The organism is Pseudomonas sp. WHRI 8519 (assembly GCF_040224055.2).
GTDB lineage: Bacteria > Pseudomonadota > Gammaproteobacteria > Pseudomonadales > Pseudomonadaceae > Aquipseudomonas > Aquipseudomonas putida_X.
In genome coordinates this window covers 1,326,801-1,344,145 of the sequence record NZ_CP167996.1, presented here as the reverse complement: position 1 = coordinate 1,344,145, position 17,345 = coordinate 1,326,801, and the positions used below count along the sequence as shown (strand labels likewise).

The following is a 17,345-nucleotide window of genomic DNA, read 5'->3' as shown; positions in this document are numbered from 1 at the left end:
ATGAACGGTAAGAAGCTCTACATCTCGGACGTGACCTTGCGTGATGGTATGCACGCCATTCGTCACCAGTACTCACTGGATCAGGTCCAGGCCATCGCTCGTGCACTGGATGCCGCCAAGGTCGACTCGATCGAGGTCGCGCATGGTGACGGTCTTCAAGGCTCCAGCTTCAACTACGGCTTTGGCGCGCACACCGATATCGAGTGGATCGAAGCTGCCGCCGACGCAGTGAAGCACGCCAAGATTGCAACGTTGCTGCTCCCAGGCATCGGTACTCTGCACGACCTCAAAGCAGCCTATACCGCGGGCGCTCGAGTTGTTCGTGTCGCCACCCATTGCACCGAGGCAGACGTCTCCAAGCAGCACATCGAATACGCCCGTGAGCTCGGCATGGACACGGTTGGCTTCCTGATGATGAGCCACATGCAGACCCCCGAAGGGCTCGCGCAACAGGCAAAACTGATGGAAAGCTACGGTGCCACCTGCATTTACGTCGTCGACTCCGGCGGCGCTATGAATATGGATGACATTCGTGCGCGCTTCCGCGCCGTAAAAGCGGTGCTCGATCCAGCGACTCACACCGGTATCCACGCGCATCACAACCTGAGCCTCGGCGTAGCCAACTCGATCGTCGCCGTCGAGGAAGGCTGTGACCGCATCGACGCGAGCCTGTCGGGCATGGGCGCCGGTGCTGGTAATGCGCCATTGGAAGTCTTCATTGCAGCCGCAGACAAGCTGGGCTGGAACCACGGCACTGATCTGTACGCTCTTATGGACGCAGCAGATGATCTGGTTCGCCCGCTCCAGGATCGCCCGGTACGTGTCGACCGAGAGACTCTCGCGCTCGGCTACGCCGGCGTTTATTCGAGTTTCCTTCGCCATGCCGAAGTCGCAGCTGCTCGCTACGGCATCAAGGCAGTAGACATCCTGGTCGAGCTGGGCAAACGCCGTATGGTCGGTGGCCAGGAAGACATGATCGTCGACGTCGCACTCGATTTGCTGAAGCGCTGAGTTCGCAGACAGCTCCACGCAAGCTGTCTGCAGCAATCCCCTCCCGTAAGGGAGGGGGTCTATGACACAACAATAAGAGAGACCACCAATATGAATGCCTCGCAGACTCCCTACGCGCAGCACCTCCGAACACGCAGTGATCAGCCCACCTCCTCACTTTTCTTGAGTGATGACTGAGCTGATGTAGCTCCAAACTACTGGCGTTACTAAAACCACAATCACGTGATTTCTGAAGACCTTCAAAGGACTTCGGAGGGGGTCGCTATGACTGACAAAACCGATAAGACAAAACTTTTCATCACCATCGCGCTTTGCTTCCTCGTTGCACTGATGGAAGGCCTGGATCTCCAAGCACCTGGGATTGCGGCTCACGGCATGTCTGCCGAATACAGCTTGGATAAACTGGAAATGGGCTGGGTCTTCAGTGTTGGCGTCCTGGGTATGCTTCCGGGCGCTTTCGTTGGCGGACGTCTGGCTGATCGCTATGGCCGGAAAAAAGTGCTCATCGCCTCTGTTGCACTGTTCGGCATTTTCTCACTCGTCACAACGGTAGCCTGGAGCTTCGGCGCGTTGCTATTCGCCCGGTTCCTGACAGGTGTGGGCCTGGGCGCATCGTTGCCCAACCTCATTGCACTCGCTTCTGAAGCTGCTGGTGAACGCATGCGAGGCACGGCAGTCAGCTTGATGTATTGCGGTGTACCACTGGGGGCCGCGTTGGCAGCCGCCATTGGTCTACTGGATTTCGGGGCTGGCTGGAAGCTCGTCTTCTATGTTGGCGGCATTGTTCCTCTGGTCATCGTCCCCCTGCTGCTTCTTTTTCTGCCTGACGTATACAAGCAAACAATTTCAGCTACCTCCACTATCGAAGTTCCATCCACCAAAGCCATTTTGGTTGAGGGCGGTGCGCTGAAGAAAACCCTGCTCCTGTGGGTCAGTTTCTTCTTCACGCTGATGGTCACCTACATCCTGATCAACTGGCTACCGAGCATTCTGATTGGACAGGGCTTCAAGCCGAGCGAGGCAAGCGTCGTCGTATTGGCCATGCAGCTTGGCGCGGCCATGGGTACGTTGATGCTCGGCGTTGCGATGGATCGACTGCCTATCTGGGCCATGTCGGCGCTGGTATATGGGGGCATCCTGATTTCTTTGGCCTGCCTCACAGTGGCGGCCTCACTCCCTACCATGATCGGTGCAGGATTCTTGGCAGGCATTTTCACAACGGGTGGCCAGTGCGTGCTTTACGCCCTCGCTCCACAGTTCTATCCCGCCAATGGCCGGGCTACCGGGACGGGTGCAGCACTCGCAGTCGGTCGTATTGGTGCCATGACCGGTCCACTCGTCGTAGGAAAAATGATGGTTCTGGGAGCCGGTGCGGGTGGTGTGATGTTGGCGTCAGCGCCGGGCATCGTTCTGGCGGCCATCTCGCTGCTTTATCTCTCGTCGCTGAAAAAACGCCCCGAGCTGAGTGCCTCACTGGTTTGACCGGCATTGCGTCATCACAAAAACAATAAAGAAGACACGACATGAGCAAATCAAGAAAAATTGCATTCGCAGGGCTGCTGGCTGCACATGCTGCTTCACTCCAGGCGGCAGGTTTCATAGAAGATTCGAAAGCCAAGGTAACATTGCGCAACTACTACTTTGATCGCAATTACATCAACCAGACACCGCAAGCTGCAGCGCGAGAGTGGGCCCAGGGTTTCATCGTCAACTTCAATTCGGGCTTTACCGAGGGGGTTGTCGGCTTTGGACTGGATGCCCAAGCCATGATGGGGTTGCGCCTTGACTCCTCACCAGATCGTGTCGGCACCGGCCTATTGCCGTTCTCTGCCGCCACTAGAGAGCCAGCTAAGGACTACTCCGAGCTAGGGCTGACAGCGAAGGTCAAGGTTTCCAAAACTGAGCTTCAGTACGGGACCGTAAGCACGTTTTTACCGATCGCATTCGCAAGTCCAACACGGCTACTACCCCAAACCTTCCGCGGCACTTACCTACGCTCGCAAGACATCACAGATCTTTCTCTGCACGCGGGTTGGCTGGACCGAATCAACCTGCGGGACTCGACTGACTACCAGAAGATGCGGGTTTCAGCTCCAAACGGACGCTTCAACGGGACCGCAGAGTCTGATGCGTTTTATTTCCTTGGTGGCGATTACGCCTGGTCGAAGAACCTCACGCTCAAGTATTACTACGCAGAGCTCGAAGACATCTACGACAAGAACTACTTCGGTTTCGTGGACGACCGTGAGCTGGGCCCAGGCCGGCTCACTTCCGACTTCCGCTTCTATGATTCCAAAGACAATGGATCCGCAAAAGCTGGGAAGGTTGATAACCGCAATACTGCCTTGATGTTGTCCTACCAGTTCGGCGTCCATCGTCTCGGCGCTGGCTACATGCAGCTGACCGGCGATACCGCGATGCCGTATCTGTTTGGGACCGAACCGCTGGTGATCACGGAAGGCACACTGAGCTCGGAGTTCCTGAACCCCAAGGAGAGAAGCTGGCAGGTCAAATACGACTATGACTTTGTTGGCGTTGGTGTTCCCGGCCTGAAGGGGATGTTGCGTTACGTCAGCGGGGACAACATTGACCTTCCGAATCTCGGCGGCAACAAGCTCAAAGAGTCGGAAAAAGACGTTGAGCTTTCCTATGTCATCCAAAGCGGCACGTTCAAGGACGTGGCATTCCGGGTCAGACACGCTTGGTACCGAAATGATTTCGGCCCTGGAGCAACGCACCGGGATGACAATGAGCTTCGTGTGAACATTGATTACACCTTTGCCCTTTGGTGAAGCCGACGTAGCTCCACTCCCTACGCGCTGCCCCCTTAGCCACGAACTCACCTCGTGGCTTTTTTTGGGCATGACGAAAGGCATTTCCAGATGATTGCGACCACCACTCTTGCATGCTAGCATGCAAGTACAAATTGAGTGATCTCGCCTGCCAGCTGATACCGCTGAACCAGACACTCTGATGGCCTGAAAAAAAATACAAGATCAGGAGGTACCATGAATCTCTTCCCCCTCATTCGCATCGCTCGCCCGAGCTGCGGGCCCCAGTAGAGCCCGCCGTTTCCTAAATTTTTTAATGTCTCGAACGCCGGGTCGGTGCTGTTTCGTGCTGGCTGGCTTTGGGACCTGTCGGACATGTTCCGGGCTTGCGTGCAAGTTCAGAGCATCAACAAGTAATGCCTGGAGAATAATAAATGACTACCTCCACTAGCTTCGATACCGACGTACTGGTGATCGGCACTGGCCCAGCTGGTGCAACTACTGCCTTGGCGCTCGCCACCTACGGTGTGCGGGTCAAAATGGTCACAATGTTCAATTGGCTTGCGAACTCGCCGCGAGCTCATATCACGAACCAGCGCGCCATGGAGGTCGTGCGTGATCTTGGGTTGGAAGAGGAAGTTATCAGAGCAGCCACACCTTGGGAGCAGATGGGCGATACGCTTTTCACCACCAGCCTAGCCGGTGAAGAAATCGCACGTATGCGCACCTGGGGTACTGGCGACAAACGCAAGGGCGATTACGTCCAAGGCAGTCCCTGCACCATGCTGGATCTCATCCAGCCCGAGATGGAATCGATCCTTCTGAAACATGCCGCGATCCGCGGTGCTCAACTGAGCTTCAACACCGAGTATCTGAGCCATGTGCAAGATGCCGAAGGTGTGACTGCTCGCATGAAAGACGTTCTGACCGGTGTCGAGTACGAAGTCCGAGCGAAGTACCTGGTGGGTGCCGATGGAGCTAACTCCAAGGTAGCCAAAGAGATCGATCTGCCGATTGTTGGCGAGATGGCCAGGGCCGGAACCGCTTACGTCATCTTCAACGCCGATCTAAGCAAGTACGTACAACATCGCCCGAGCATCCTTCAGTGGATCGCTACTCCAGAAGCTGGGTTTGGCGAGATCGGGATGGGCTTGCTGCGCGCCATTCGCCCGTGGGATCAGTGGATTGCAGGCTGGGGCTTCGACATGGCCAAAGGCGCTCCAGACCTGTCCCCAGAAGCTGTTTTGGAGAAAATCCGTCTCTTGGTCGGCGATCCAAAGTTGGAAGTCCAGGTTGAGCGCATGTCGACCTGGTATGTAAACCAGGCACATGCCACCGAGTACTCTCGTGGCCGCGTATTCTGCGCTGGCGACGCGGTTCATCGTCACCCGCCGTCCAGCGGTCTGGGCTCCAATACCTGCATGCAGGACGGTTTCAACCTCGCTTGGAAACTCGCTTATGTCCTTAAAGGATTCGCCGACCCGAATCTGCTGGAAAGTTACACCGCAGAGCGCGCCCCCGTGGGCAAGCAGATCGTGGCGCGTGCCAACCAGTCCCGCAAGGACTATGCCCTGCTGAAAGAGTGCTTCAACTTCGGCAATGGCGTGGACACTATCGCCAAGCTGCTTGATCGCATGCGCGACCCGAGCCCGGCTGGTGTAGAAGTTCGCATGAACCTGCAGAAGGCGCTGGAAATCAAGAGTCGAGAATTCAACGCTCAAGGCGTCGAGCTGAATCAGCGCTACGTATCCTCTGCCGTTAAGCCTGACCCAAGAGACGGTGTTGAGCTCTGGGCTCGAGACAAAGAACTGTACCTGCAGGCCACCACTCGCGCAGGTGCCAAACTTCCTCACGCCTGGCTGGTGAACGAGAACGGACACCGGATTTCGACGCTCGATGTCGTGGGTAAAGGGCAAATGACCGTTATCACTGGCCTTGCCGGTCAGGCCTGGGTAGCTGCTGCAGAGAGCTTGAACCTGCCGTTCTTGAATACCGTTGTCACAGGCGCAAAAGGTACTGCGGACCTTTACTGCGATTGGCAATCGGTTCGTGAAATTCACGAGGCCGGTGCCCTTCTGGTTCGGCCTGATGGATATATCGCCTGGCGGCACAGCAATGCTGTCTGGTCTGCCGATGAAGCTGCTTCAGAGTTGCAGCAGGCGCTCAAAAGCGTCCTCGGTTAAGTGTTACCTCAAAAGGCCCGGCCCGAAATGCCGGGCCTTCTTTTTATTTGCTCACATCCGCGCAGGAGGCCAACCGGCCCACTGCGCTGGAACGCTTGAAAAAAATCAACCTATAAGGGCCCGTGGGCACAGCGGCGAACCTGCTGCTACGCCTTACTTAGGGCCTCAACTGCCTTGAGTGCGATGAGGGTGACTATGGCTAAGGCCGCTGATGTCGTTGTGCAATGCCTGGAAAACGAAGGTGTCGAGTATGTGTTCGGCATCCCTGGTGAGGAAAACCTCGACCTGCTGGAATCCCTGCGCAAATCGAAGATCAAGCTGGTACTGACCCGACACGAGCAGTCCGCGGGCTTCATGGCCGCCACCTATGGCCGCCTAACTGGCAAGACCGGCGTCAGCCTGTCGACCCTGGGCCCTGGCGCGACGAACCTGGTGACCGCCAGTGCATACGCCTACCTAGGCGGCATGCCAATGATGATGATCACCGGCCAGAAGCCGATCAAGAAGTCCAAGCAGGGCCGCTTCCAGATCATCGATGTGTGCGGCATGATGGACCCCATCACCAAGTACACCCACCAGCTCGCCTCGGCCGACAACATCCCGGCCCGTATGCGCGAAGCGTTCCGCCTGGCGGAAGAAGAGAAGCCGGGCGCGGTACACCTGGAGCTGCCGGAGGACATCGCTGCCGAGCAGACCGATGCGCTTCCAATTCCACGCAGCCTGCACCGCCGTCCGCTCGCAGAGCACAGGTCGATTGAAGCCGCCGTTGAAAAGCTGCAGAACGCACGCAGCCCGATCCTAGTGATCGGCGCCGGCGCCAACCGCAAGATGACTGCCAAGGTCCTCAAGCAACTGATCGACAAGACCGGTATCCCGTTCATCACCACCCAGATGGGTAAAGGTGTGGTCGACGAACGCCACCCGCGCTTCCTCGGCAATGCCGCGCTGTCCTCCGGTGACTTCGTCCACCGCGCCATCGAAGCGGCCGACCTGATCATCAACATCGGCCACGACGTGATCGAGAAGCCGCCGTTCTTCATGGTCCGCGGCGGCACAGAGGTCATCCACATCAGCTTCCGTTCCGCCGAAGTCGACGCCGTTTACTTCCCACAAGTGGAAGTGATCGGTGACATCGCCAACTCTGTATGGCAGATCAGCGAAGCGCTGACCGACACCGCGCACTGGGACTTCACCCGCCTGATGTCCATCCGTGATGCCAACGAAGCGCAAATCGCCGAAGGTGCCGACGACGATCGCTTCCCGGTCTACCCTCAGCGTCTGGTCGCCGACATCCGTCGCGTGCTGCCGTCCGAAGGCATCGTTGCCCTGGACAACGGCATCTACAAGATCTGGTTCGCCCGTAACTACAAGGCGCACAAGCCGAACACCGTGCTGCTGGACAACGCCCTGGCGACCATGGGCGCCGGCCTGCCATCGGCCATGGCGGCGCACCTGGTGTACCCGGATCGCCCGGTGATCTCGGTATGTGGTGACGGCGGCTTCATGATGAACAGCCAAGAATTGGAAACCGCAGTACGCTTGAACATGCACATTACCGTGGTAATCCTGCGTGACGATGGCTACGGCATGATTCGCTGGAAACAGGCCAACATGGGCTTCACCGATTTCGGCCTGGACTACGGCAACCCGGACTTCGTCAAATATGCTGAAGCCTACGGTGCCCACGGCTATCGAGTAGAAAGCGCTGACGCCTTGCTGCCGCTGCTTGACCACTGTATCGCCAACCCTGGCGTACACGTGATTGACTGCCCTGTCGACTATAGCGAGAACGACCGCATCCTCAACAGCGAGCTTCGGGAACGAGCACTGGCGATATAACCGGCGCGTCACCCCTCACTCGAAGGATTTGGCTTGCTTAATCTGAGCCTCCGCGCACAACAACAAGCGAGGAGGCTCCCTGAGCAAAGCCAAAAACGATCCCAGCGCAACTTTGATTATCTGAGCCTGCTGGTCCTCGCTTCGTAATCCCTCATAGAGCAGTCCGGTGATCAGTCCTTTGAAGACGCCGATTGAGGTGTGAATATCCAGATTTATGGGTAATTCCCCTTGGGTAACCGCGTGCCCAAGAACCTGGTGAATGTACCGCAGGAACCGATCGCTCGCTTGCACCATTCGATTATGGATCAGGCCCGACTCATCAAGCCCTTGGTAAATCAAGATCTCCGAGAACTGCTTTGACTGGGGGCTATGCACGGCGTCCAGCATGGCGACAACCACCGCCTCCCAAGAGCGCTCAATCCCTAAGTCAGGAGTAAAGTCCAATTCGAGGGGATGCTGCCGAGATGCCAGCACCGCCTGGAGCACTTCCAGCTTCCCGTTAAAATGCCAATAGACAGCACCACGAGTGACGCCTGCCTTCCGTGCTATCTGATCTAGGGTCGCGTCGGGAACACCTTGGGCAACAAACACCTCAAGCGCCGCATCAATAATGCGCTGTCTTGTCTCCTCCGCCTCAGCTGCCGTCTTTCTGGCCATCTTATCTAGGGAGCTTTCTTCGACGCGCGGCCGATAGCACGCTCTATGTTCTGCTTGCTCTGCAGCAGAGCTTTTTTGATCACGTCTGACTGCTTGCTCGCTCTGGAACTCGGCATTACGACCGCGAGGGAGTAATAGCCAAGGTAGGTATCCAAAAGCGTTGCGAATGAGCACACGCCATCAATATGCTCGTCAAGATCGCTAGCGAAACCACTCTGCCTCACTTCGCTCAGTTGTTTGACAAGCGCCTTCCGCCCTAGGGTGTTAGATGTGAATGCTGGCAGCTGCTCGCCGAGTGCTGCTTTTAGGGTTTCGTCAGGTAAAGCTGCCAAGAGGACCTTGCCAGCTGCAGTCGCAGCGGCGGGCACGTTAATACCGATCGGAAACACCACCCGCAGCTCTCGCTCTGACACGATGCGGTCAAGCACGTAAATTTTGTCTCCGGCCAGAGAGGCCAGACATACGGACTCATCTAGCTCCTCAGCCAGTGAGCGCAAATACGGCTTCACCAAAGACAGAATGTCTGATTGCGCCTGGTTGATTAGCTGACCAAGCGCAGGGCCAAGTCGAAAACCTCCGGCAGGCCCTAAAGCCTCGACTAGAAACTCTTCTTCCAAAGCGTTGATGATTCGCTGAACGGTGGAGCGAGGCAACCCGACCAGCTGCGCAATGGCCGCCAAGCTCAAGCCATGCGGATGACTGCCAAGCGCTCGCATGATCGAGGCTGCTCTGGCGATGACCTGGATGCCCCCGGCCTTGCCAACATTTTCATCTGATTGGTTCATATCTTTCCTCTGCGCGTACGGCTGCGACCTATCACATTGGCCGCCACTGTAGAGCTCTCTGCCTCCGCTAGCCAGCCACATATCGCGAACGCCTCAATCGATAAACCTCGACCAACGGCGGCTCAAGCTTCCTTGCATCAAGAGTATCGCATAATGGTACACTCTACCGCATTACGATTCAGAAATAGCCCCCGTCATGCGGGCAGAGAGATGGAGCCAAACCGTGAGACAGATACGATCCCCGCGTGCATTACGCGTAATCCCTTTAACTGCGCTGATGCTGGTTACGGGATGTGGTGAGAAAGAACAGGTGAGCTCAGCAACTCCACCACCGGATGTGGGCGTGTACACCGTGCGTGCACAAGCTCTGACCCTGACAACTGACTTGCCTGGCCGGACTTCGGCATTCCGTGTAGCGGAAGTCCGCCCGCAGGTTTCGGGGATCCTTCAGAAGCGGTCGTTTGTTGAAGGCACTGAAGTCAAGCTGGGTCAGCAGCTTTATCAGATTGATCCGCGGACGTACGAAGCGCAGTTGCGTCGTGCGGAAGCGAATCGAACGAGCGCACAAAACCTGGCTCGTCGCTATGAAACGCTGTTGAAGACCAAGGCAGTCAGCAAGCAGCAGTACGACGATGCGCTTGCCGCATGGAAACAAGCAGAAGCCGATTACCAGGTTGCTCGCATCGACGTTCAATACACACGGGTGCTTTCCCCAATCTCCGGCCGCATTGGTCGCTCGACAGTCACCGAGGGGGCGCTCGTTACCAATGGCCAAGCTCAGTCGCTGGCCACCGTCACGCAGCTGGACCCCATTTATGTCGATGTCACTCAGCCAATCACGAAGCTTCTTGGTCTGCAAAAGGCGCTGGAGTCAGGCGGCCTTCAAAAGACAGGCGAGAACCAGGCTGAAGTCAGCCTGACGCTGGATGACGGAAGTGCTTACCCACTGCCAGGGACTCTGAAGTTTTCTGAAGTGAGCGTTGATCCCACAACAGGTTCTGTGACCCTTCGCGCCGAATTTCCCAATCCAAATCGCAAGCTGCTACCAGGCATGTTTGTGCATGCTCTGCTGAAAGAGGGCGTGCGAAACGCCGCAATCTTGGTACCGCAACAAGCCATCAGCCGCGACACGCGAGGTGTGCCAAGCGTCTGGGTCGTGAAGGCTGACAACACCGTCGAGTCCCGTGAGATTCAGACCCTCCGAACCGTGGGCAATGCTTGGTTGATCAGTAAAGGCGTGACCGAGGGAGAGCGAATCGTTACCGAAGGTGTTCAACGTGTTCGCAGCGGCATCGCTGTCAACGCGGTTGAGGCCAACAATGTGAATTTGGTAGACGGCTTCGCCGCTATCACAGAAGCCTCGGCTAACTGAGGGGGCACAACTGATGTCTCGTTTTTTCATCGACAGGCCGATTTTCGCCTGGGTTCTCGCTATCGTGACCATGCTTGCCGGCGCGCTGTCGCTGGCGAAGATGCCGATCAGCCAATATCCGAACATCGCGGCCCCAGCCGTTTCGATCCAGGTCAGCTACCCAGGCGCTTCTGCACAAACCGTACAGGACACGGTGGTCCAGGTGATTGAGCAACAGCTCAGTGGTCTGGATGGGTTCAGATATATGTCGGCTGAGAGCGCCTCTGACGGCAGCATGACCATCATCGTGACTTTTGAACAGGGAACCGATCCTGATATCGCTCAGGTTCAGGTGCAGAACAAGCTGCAGTTGGCGACACCACGTTTGCCGGAGGAAGTTCAGCGTCAGGGTCTTCGAGTAGTGAAGTATCAGATGAACTTCTTCCTGGTCATGAGCTTGGTGGACCGTTCGGGCAAGCTCGATAACTTCGACCTCGGTAACTTGATCGCTTCCCAGCTTCAGGATCCGATCTCGCGCATCCCTGGTGTCGGCGATTTCCAGCTGTTTGGCTCGCCATACGCAATGCGTATCTGGTTGGATCCTGGCAAGCTCAACAGCTATCAGCTGACGCCTACTGACGTCGCCAATGCTATCCGGGAGCAGAACGTCCAGGTGTCCTCGGGCCAGTTGGGTGGATTACCAACTCGTTCAGGCGTCCAGCTGAATGCAACCGTTCTTGGCAAGACGCGTATGACGACGCCTAGCCAGTTCGATGAGATTTTGGTCAAGGTAAACGCGGACGGCTCCCAGGTACGAGTGAAGGATGTCGGTCGCGCCGAGCTGGGGGCTGACAGCTTCGCCATTTCTGCACAGTACAAGGACTCGCCAACTGCAAGTCTGGCGCTGCGGTTGTCCACCGGTGGCAACTTGCTGGAGACCGTAGAGGCGGTCAAAAAGCTGATGGAGGAGCAAAAGGCCTACCTGCCTGACGGCGTGGAAGTGATTTACCCCTACGATACAACACCTGTCGTTGATGCCTCGATTGAATCGGTAGTACACACCATCTTTGAGGCAGTGGTACTGGTCTTCCTGGTCATGTTTCTGTTCCTGCAGAGCTTCAGGGCCACACTTATCCCCACTCTGGCAGTTCCTGTGGTGCTGCTCGCCACATTCGCCCTTCTGCCGTACTTCGGCCTGAATATCAACGTGCTCACCATGTACGCCATGGTGCTTGCTATCGGCTTGCTGGTTGACGATGCAATCGTCGTAGTCGAGAACGTTGAGCGGCTTATGCATGACGAGGGCTTGTCGCCTCTTGAGGCTACCCGCAAGTCGATGGATCAGATTTCCGGGGCCTTGGTGGGCATCGGAATGGTGCTGTCGGCTGTATTCGTACCAATGGCGTTCTTTGGTGGATCCGCTGGCATCATCTATCAACAGTTCGCGATCACGATCGTGGTCTGCATGGGGCTGTCGATCTTCGTCGCTCTTGTGTTCACCCCAGCACTTTGCGTGACCATCCTCAAAGCCCCGGAAGGTAATTCCCACCACGAGAAAAAGGGCTTCTTCGGCTGGTTTAACCGCGTTTTCGACCGCGGCACGGTGCGATTCGAGCGAGGCGTCGGCGCAATGCTGAAAGGCCGCGGTAGGTACCTTCTCGCATTCTTGTTCATCACGGGGGGAACTGGCTATTTATTCACTCAAATCCCGAAGGCATTCCTGCCCAACGAGGATCAGGGCTTGATGATGATCGAAGTGCGTACCCCGGCAAACGCTTCCGCAGAGCGTACCGAGGGTGTACTTCAAGAGGTGCGAGACTACTTGGCAAATGATGAGGGCGCGTTGGTTGAGCACTTCATGACGGTGAATGGCTTCAACTTTGCTGGTCGTGGTCAGAACTCGGGGCTGGTGCTGATCACCTTCAAGGATTGGAAGGAGCGTCACGGGGCCGGGCAAGACGTATTCAGCATCGCGCAGCGGGCTAATCAGCATTTTGCCAAGATCAAAGATGCAAGCGTGATGGCATTCGTGCCCCCTGCCATTTTGGAAATGGGCAATGCGATGGGCTTCAACTTGTACCTGCAGGACAACCTTGGTCTTGGCCATGAAGCATTGATGGCAGCTCGAAACCAGTTCCTGCAATTGGCTAGCGAGAACCCGACGCTCCAAGCAGTGCGTCCAAACGGCAAGGACGACGAGCCGCAATTCCAGGTGAACATTGATGACGAAAAGGCCCGTGCGCTGCAGGTAAGCATCGCGTCTATCAACGAAACGATGTCGGCAGCCTGGGGCTCGATGTATGTCAACGACTTCATCGATCGCGGCCGGGTCAAGCGAGTCTATGTCCAGGGCGAAGATATCTCGCGAATCGCACCTGAGGACTTCGATAAATGGTACGTGCGCAATAGCCTTGGCCAGATGGTTCCGTTCTCGGCGTTTGCAACCGGTGAGTGGGTAAGCGGCTCACCGAAGCTGGAGCGCTACGGTGGTATTTCTTCCCTGAACATCCTCGGCGAGCCAGCCCCTGGATACAGCACGGGTGACGCGATGATAGCCATCGCTGAAATCATGCAACAACTGCCTGCTGGCATTGGCCTGAGCTACACCGGCCTCTCATATGAAGAAATCCAAACTGGCGACCAGGCTCCGTTGCTCTACGCGTTGACTGTGCTGATCGTTTTCCTGTGCCTGGCCGCCCTGTATGAGAGCTGGTCGGTACCGGTCTCAGTGATCATGGTTGTTCCTCTGGGTATTTTGGGTGCGGTGCTGGCAACGCTTTGGCGCGACCTGACGGCGGATGTGTACTTCCAGGTGGGCTTGATGACCACGGTAGGCCTGTCCGCCAAGAACGCCATCCTGATCGTAGAGTTCGCCAAAGAGCTGTATGAGAAGGAGGGTTATCCGATCGTCAAAGCTGCGATAGAGGCAGCCAAGCTGCGTTTGCGTCCGATATTGATGACCTCGCTGGCATTCACCTTCGGTGTGCTGCCGATGGCCATTGCATCCGGGGCAGGCGCTGGCAGCCAGCACTCCATTGCTACGGGCGTCGTCGGCGGCATGATCACAGCAACCGTGCTGGCTGTTTTCTTTGTTCCGTTGTTCTACGTGGTAGTTGTCAAGCTGTTCGAGGGGCTCATGAAACGAAAGCCAAAAGCCGTCAAGGAGGTGACTCATGATGTTTAAGTCGCTCCCCGTGTTTGCATTGCTGATGCTCAGCGGATGCAGCTTGATCCCCGACTATGAGCAGCCAGCCGCCCCCGTGCAGGCGCTGTGGCCAACGGGCGAAGCCTACGGCGGGCAGGGAGATCAACGCAGTATCGGGGCGGCTCTCCCCGAGGCAAAAGAGTTCTTCAAAGATCCAGCGCTGGGCCGCCTCCTCGATGCGGCGCTAGAGAACAACAGAGATCTTCGAATCGCTGCCAAAAATGTTGAATCCTACAGAGCGCTTTACCGCATCCAACGAGCGGAGCGGTTTCCCACACTTGATGGCCAAGCCTCTGGAAATCGAACGCGCTTGCCTGACGATTTGTCCCCCACCGGCGTTTCTCGGATCGATAGCCAGTACCAAGTAGGCTTGGTGACTGCCTACGAGTTGGACTTGTTTGGCCGAATCCGTAGCTTGTCGAACCAAGCACTTGAAATATACCTCGCTACTGAAGAGGCGCAGCACAGCGTTCAGATCGCACTCATAGGCGATGTGGCGACGACCTATTTTCTGTGGCGAACCGACCAAGCGCTCTTGGAGCTGACCGAGGCGACGCTGACCAGCTACGTTGAAAGCTTGGCAATGATCGAGTCGAGTGCTTCGGCAGGAACCTCGTCGGAGCTAGATGTTCGACAGGCCAGGACTTTGGTGAACCAAGCCCAGGCCCAGCAGGCCTTGTATACCCGGCGAATAGCGCAGGATGTGAACGCACTGGAATTGTTGCTGGGCAGCAAGATTCCAACGGATTTGCCAAAAAACTCGCCACTGGCCATGAGCGCCCTAGGGAAGGTTCCAGCTGGGCTACCAGCTGATCTGCTGCTGAATAGACCGGACATCCGTTCTGCTGAACATCAACTTATGGCCGCGAACGCAAATATCGGCGCAGCTCGTGCGGCATTTTTTCCACGCATTAGCCTGACAGCTTCAGCGGGCTCAGCCAGCAGCGATCTTGATGGACTGTTCAACAGCGGATCTGAAAGCTGGAGCTTCGCTCCACAAATCAGCGTGCCGATTTTTAACGCAGGAAAGCTGCGAGCTAATCTCGATTACGCTGAACTTCAGAAGGATGTGGGCGTAGCGACCTACGAGAAGAGTATCCAAACCGCTTTCCGAGAGGTAGCCGATGGACTCGCTGCGAGGGGAACTTATGGCAAGCAGCTCAGTGCTCAAAGCGAGTTGGTTGAAAATTATAAAGCCTATTTTAGCTTGGCTCAGCAGCGCTATGACCAGGGCGTCGATAGCTATTTGACAGTGCTGGATGCTCAACGCGAACTGTTTTCCTCACAACAGAAGCTATTGAATGATCAGCTCGATCAAATCAATAGTGAAGTCCAGATTTACAAAGCTCTTGGGGGCGGCTGGAGCGTGAGTCAAAACTAAGATCCAGGGCAGTGACTAGCAGTAGCGCTGCCCTAGATTTCAAATATTGAAATATTTTTCGAACTGAAGTGGCGAATTATCGTCGATTTTAAATCGGGAGTATTAGCAATGGGGTTGATATCAGCAAGCGCGTTAGAGGTTCGCTTCGAAGACCGCCCTGACGATGATGTACTTTTAGCCGTGGACGACCTGGTTAACGTGCTTCGCACTGCGCCGGGGTGTATGAGCTATACGATAATCGCGCTGAACAAATACTTCAGCTCGATGATCATTAGCGGCTTCTGGGACAATGAAAAAGATATGATAGATCATTTTTCAAGCTCAAGTTTCGCAGCATTAACTGATTGCTTGACCTCCCATTGCCGAAGCATCTCCTTTAGAGCACTGTTTATGGACAATTAAATGCGGGGGCAACATGCAGAATCCTGAAAAAGCGCTACTGGATGCAGATTTACACAGCCTGATTACTTTCTTGGTGGTATATCAAGAAGGGGGAGTGACTCGGGCTTCTGAGCGCTTGGGGGTAAAACAACCAGCTATCAGCAATACCATAGCTAAGCTTCGCAAACGATTTGGTGATGAGCTCTTTTTGGGTAAGCGGGCTTGGACACCGACAGAACGCGCCAACCAGCTTGCAACCGCTCTAGGACCTGCCCTCAGCACTTTGCAGGAGGCGCTTGCTAGCGTGGATAACGAAGGCGTTCAGTGAGTTTCAAGGAAACATTTCTACCGCCTTTCCCCAGGCGTTTTTACTCTCTGCCTCAACCGAAACTAAAAAAACCATGGCCTGACGGCCATGGTAAAGGCAGGTTATTATCCCATCCCAAGGAGCCAAGAAGAGATCACTGCGTGCTCATTCCATACGCAATGACTGAAAGATTTTTGGTAAAAAAGCCGCCTGCAGGCAAGCGGCAACACCAAAGGGCAATGAAGGACACTCGGTTGGTACAAGGAGGGGTACCGCGCCTCGCTTCATTGAAAAACAAAGTAATGGAAAAACTAGCGCTGGCAAAATCAAACACGCTGATAGTCACTATTAATAGACTTCTCACCCTGTACGTTCAACACTGCTCTAATCCAATCATTCCTAGTTCTCGCCATCAACATTAGGCGACGCCCATCTATGCTCGTCGCCGTTTGATCGTCATGGAAGGTGATTCTCCGAATCGCTGCTTGTAGTCAGACGAAAACCGACCAAGATGGGTAAAACCCCATTTTAGTGCCGTGGACGAGACCTGAACGTCTGGATGCTGCTGGGTTTCGAGCTCTACACGAACGCGCCGCAGGCGAATCTCCTTCAAGAACTGCATCGGCGGTAGCCCACGGAATCGTTGAAAACTGAGTTGAACCGTACGAGCAGTCACGCCGGCGTGCCTTGCAATTTGCGAGATCGTGAGAGGCTCCTGAGCATGCTCTTCCATGAAATCCTCAATCATCCGAACAACCGCAGGGACCACTCTTTTTTCAGCCGACTCTCGCAGCGCCTGGCTGTAATTACTTACATGAAAGTCGAGCAAAGAAGAGGCCAGCACCTCCCCAATTTGGCTTTGTAGATGCGATGAAACTAATGACTTGGACGATAGCTGACTGTAAGCCCACCCCATTGTCTGTAGCCAATTCAGGCCTGCTGACGTATCCGTGGGCAGATGAGGCTGAAAGTAGATGTCTTGCTTAATACTTCTTCCCAGCTGACGTTGAAGCATGGTTTCCAAGAGCGTTCGATCAATGCAGACGAGCAGCTTGTCAGTGCCAGGGAAATGATTGAAGAAGGAGTGTCGATGGTAGTTGAAAACCGTAGCATGTCCGGGGTTGCAGTTGAGGCGCAACTGATCACTGATCGCGTGCTCATGTCCAGTAAGGACCGACTGAACCAGCACGATGTCATCCAGCTTCCCAGGGTTGATCGCTACCTCTCCCCCAAAGGACATTCTGGCAACCCCAGCCTCGCCGGCCGATCGATGAAAAAATCGAGCCTTGAAGTCGATTCCCTTTTTTTCAAGCCGGTTCTTGCAGAACATCCGCTCACCGCATAGCACCGCCTCCTCTAGGTCGGACGACTCGCATACGCTGAAATCCGCGAGTACCTGATCAGAGGGTATAAATGGGGAGACGTTGGGCCAGGCCATGGAAAGCCCTCCAAAACGGCGATGACTTATACCAGC

General features: G+C 55.7%; 13 protein-coding genes. 10 read left to right on the top strand and 3 right to left on the bottom strand.

Going from position 1 to position 17,345, the window contains the following annotated elements; all coding sequences use genetic code 11:
* The 5 genes from mhpE to ABRP30_RS06090 all read left to right on the top strand — a co-directional run bounded on the left by mhpE (position 1) and on the right by ABRP30_RS06090 (position 7,804).
* Complete coding sequence (gene mhpE / locus ABRP30_RS06110; protein WP_139657518.1) at positions 1-1,011, top strand: 4-hydroxy-2-oxovalerate aldolase; 1,011 nt, start codon at positions 1-3, stop codon at positions 1,009-1,011.
* Between the two features lie 264 nt (positions 1,012-1,275).
* Positions 1,276-2,493, top strand: a complete 1,218-nt coding sequence (mhpT, locus tag ABRP30_RS06105; protein WP_349976453.1) for a 3-(3-hydroxy-phenyl)propionate transporter MhpT — start codon at positions 1,276-1,278, stop codon at positions 2,491-2,493.
* 41 nt (positions 2,494-2,534) lie between these two features.
* The gene (locus tag ABRP30_RS06100; RefSeq protein ID WP_349976452.1) at positions 2,535-3,803 is read left to right on the top strand and encodes an OprD family porin; all 1,269 of its coding nucleotides are present in this window, start codon (positions 2,535-2,537) and stop codon (positions 3,801-3,803) included.
* A 413-nt stretch (positions 3,804-4,216) separates the two neighbouring features.
* Positions 4,217-5,965, top strand: a complete 1,749-nt coding sequence (locus tag ABRP30_RS06095) for an FAD-dependent monooxygenase (protein ID WP_349976451.1) — start codon at positions 4,217-4,219, stop codon at positions 5,963-5,965.
* Positions 5,966-6,160: 195 nt separating this feature from the next.
* Positions 6,161-7,804, top strand: coding sequence for an acetolactate synthase large subunit (locus tag ABRP30_RS06090; protein WP_349976450.1), 1,644 nt, complete (start codon positions 6,161-6,163; stop codon positions 7,802-7,804).
* Positions 7,805-7,819: 15 nt separating this feature from the next.
* Here the strand turns inward: ABRP30_RS06090 and srpR are convergent, their stop codons facing one another.
* Positions 7,820-8,461, bottom strand: coding sequence for a solvent efflux transporter antirepressor SrpR (srpR, locus tag ABRP30_RS06085; RefSeq protein ID WP_349976449.1), 642 nt, complete (start codon positions 8,459-8,461; stop codon positions 7,820-7,822).
* A 5-nt stretch (positions 8,462-8,466) separates the two neighbouring features.
* Positions 8,467-9,246, bottom strand: coding sequence for a solvent efflux transporter transcriptional repressor SrpS (gene srpS / locus ABRP30_RS06080; protein WP_349976448.1), 780 nt, complete (start codon positions 9,244-9,246; stop codon positions 8,467-8,469).
* Between the two features lie 223 nt (positions 9,247-9,469).
* Between srpS and srpA the strand changes: the two genes are divergently transcribed.
* The 5 genes from srpA (at position 9,470) to ABRP30_RS06055 (ending at position 15,892) form a co-directional block, all read left to right on the top strand.
* Complete coding sequence (gene srpA, locus ABRP30_RS06075) at positions 9,470-10,618, top strand: solvent efflux RND transporter periplasmic adaptor subunit SrpA (protein ID WP_349976447.1); 1,149 nt, start codon at positions 9,470-9,472, stop codon at positions 10,616-10,618.
* A 13-nt stretch (positions 10,619-10,631) separates the two neighbouring features.
* Positions 10,632-13,781 carry a solvent efflux RND transporter permease subunit SrpB gene (gene srpB, locus ABRP30_RS06070; RefSeq protein WP_349976446.1) on the top strand — a complete coding sequence of 1,050 codons (3,150 nt, stop codon included), beginning with the start codon at positions 10,632-10,634 and terminating at the stop codon, positions 13,779-13,781.
* Entirely contained in the window at positions 13,771-15,183 is a 1,413-nt protein-coding gene (gene srpC, locus ABRP30_RS06065; RefSeq protein ID WP_349976445.1) for a solvent efflux RND transporter outer membrane subunit SrpC, read from the top strand. Before srpB ends, srpC begins: the two co-directional genes overlap by 11 nt.
* A gap of 108 nt (positions 15,184-15,291) precedes the next feature.
* Positions 15,292-15,585, top strand: a complete 294-nt coding sequence (locus ABRP30_RS06060) for an antibiotic biosynthesis monooxygenase (RefSeq protein WP_349976444.1) — start codon at positions 15,292-15,294, stop codon at positions 15,583-15,585.
* A 13-nt stretch (positions 15,586-15,598) separates the two neighbouring features.
* Positions 15,599-15,892, top strand: coding sequence for a LysR family transcriptional regulator (locus ABRP30_RS06055; protein WP_349976443.1), 294 nt, complete (start codon positions 15,599-15,601; stop codon positions 15,890-15,892).
* A gap of 412 nt (positions 15,893-16,304) precedes the next feature.
* Here the strand turns inward: ABRP30_RS06055 and ABRP30_RS06050 are convergent, their stop codons facing one another.
* A complete protein-coding gene (locus ABRP30_RS06050; RefSeq protein ID WP_349976442.1) occupies positions 16,305-17,309 on the bottom strand; it encodes an AraC family transcriptional regulator in 1,005 nt (334 codons plus the stop codon).
* Positions 17,310-17,345 lie beyond the last annotated feature (36 nt).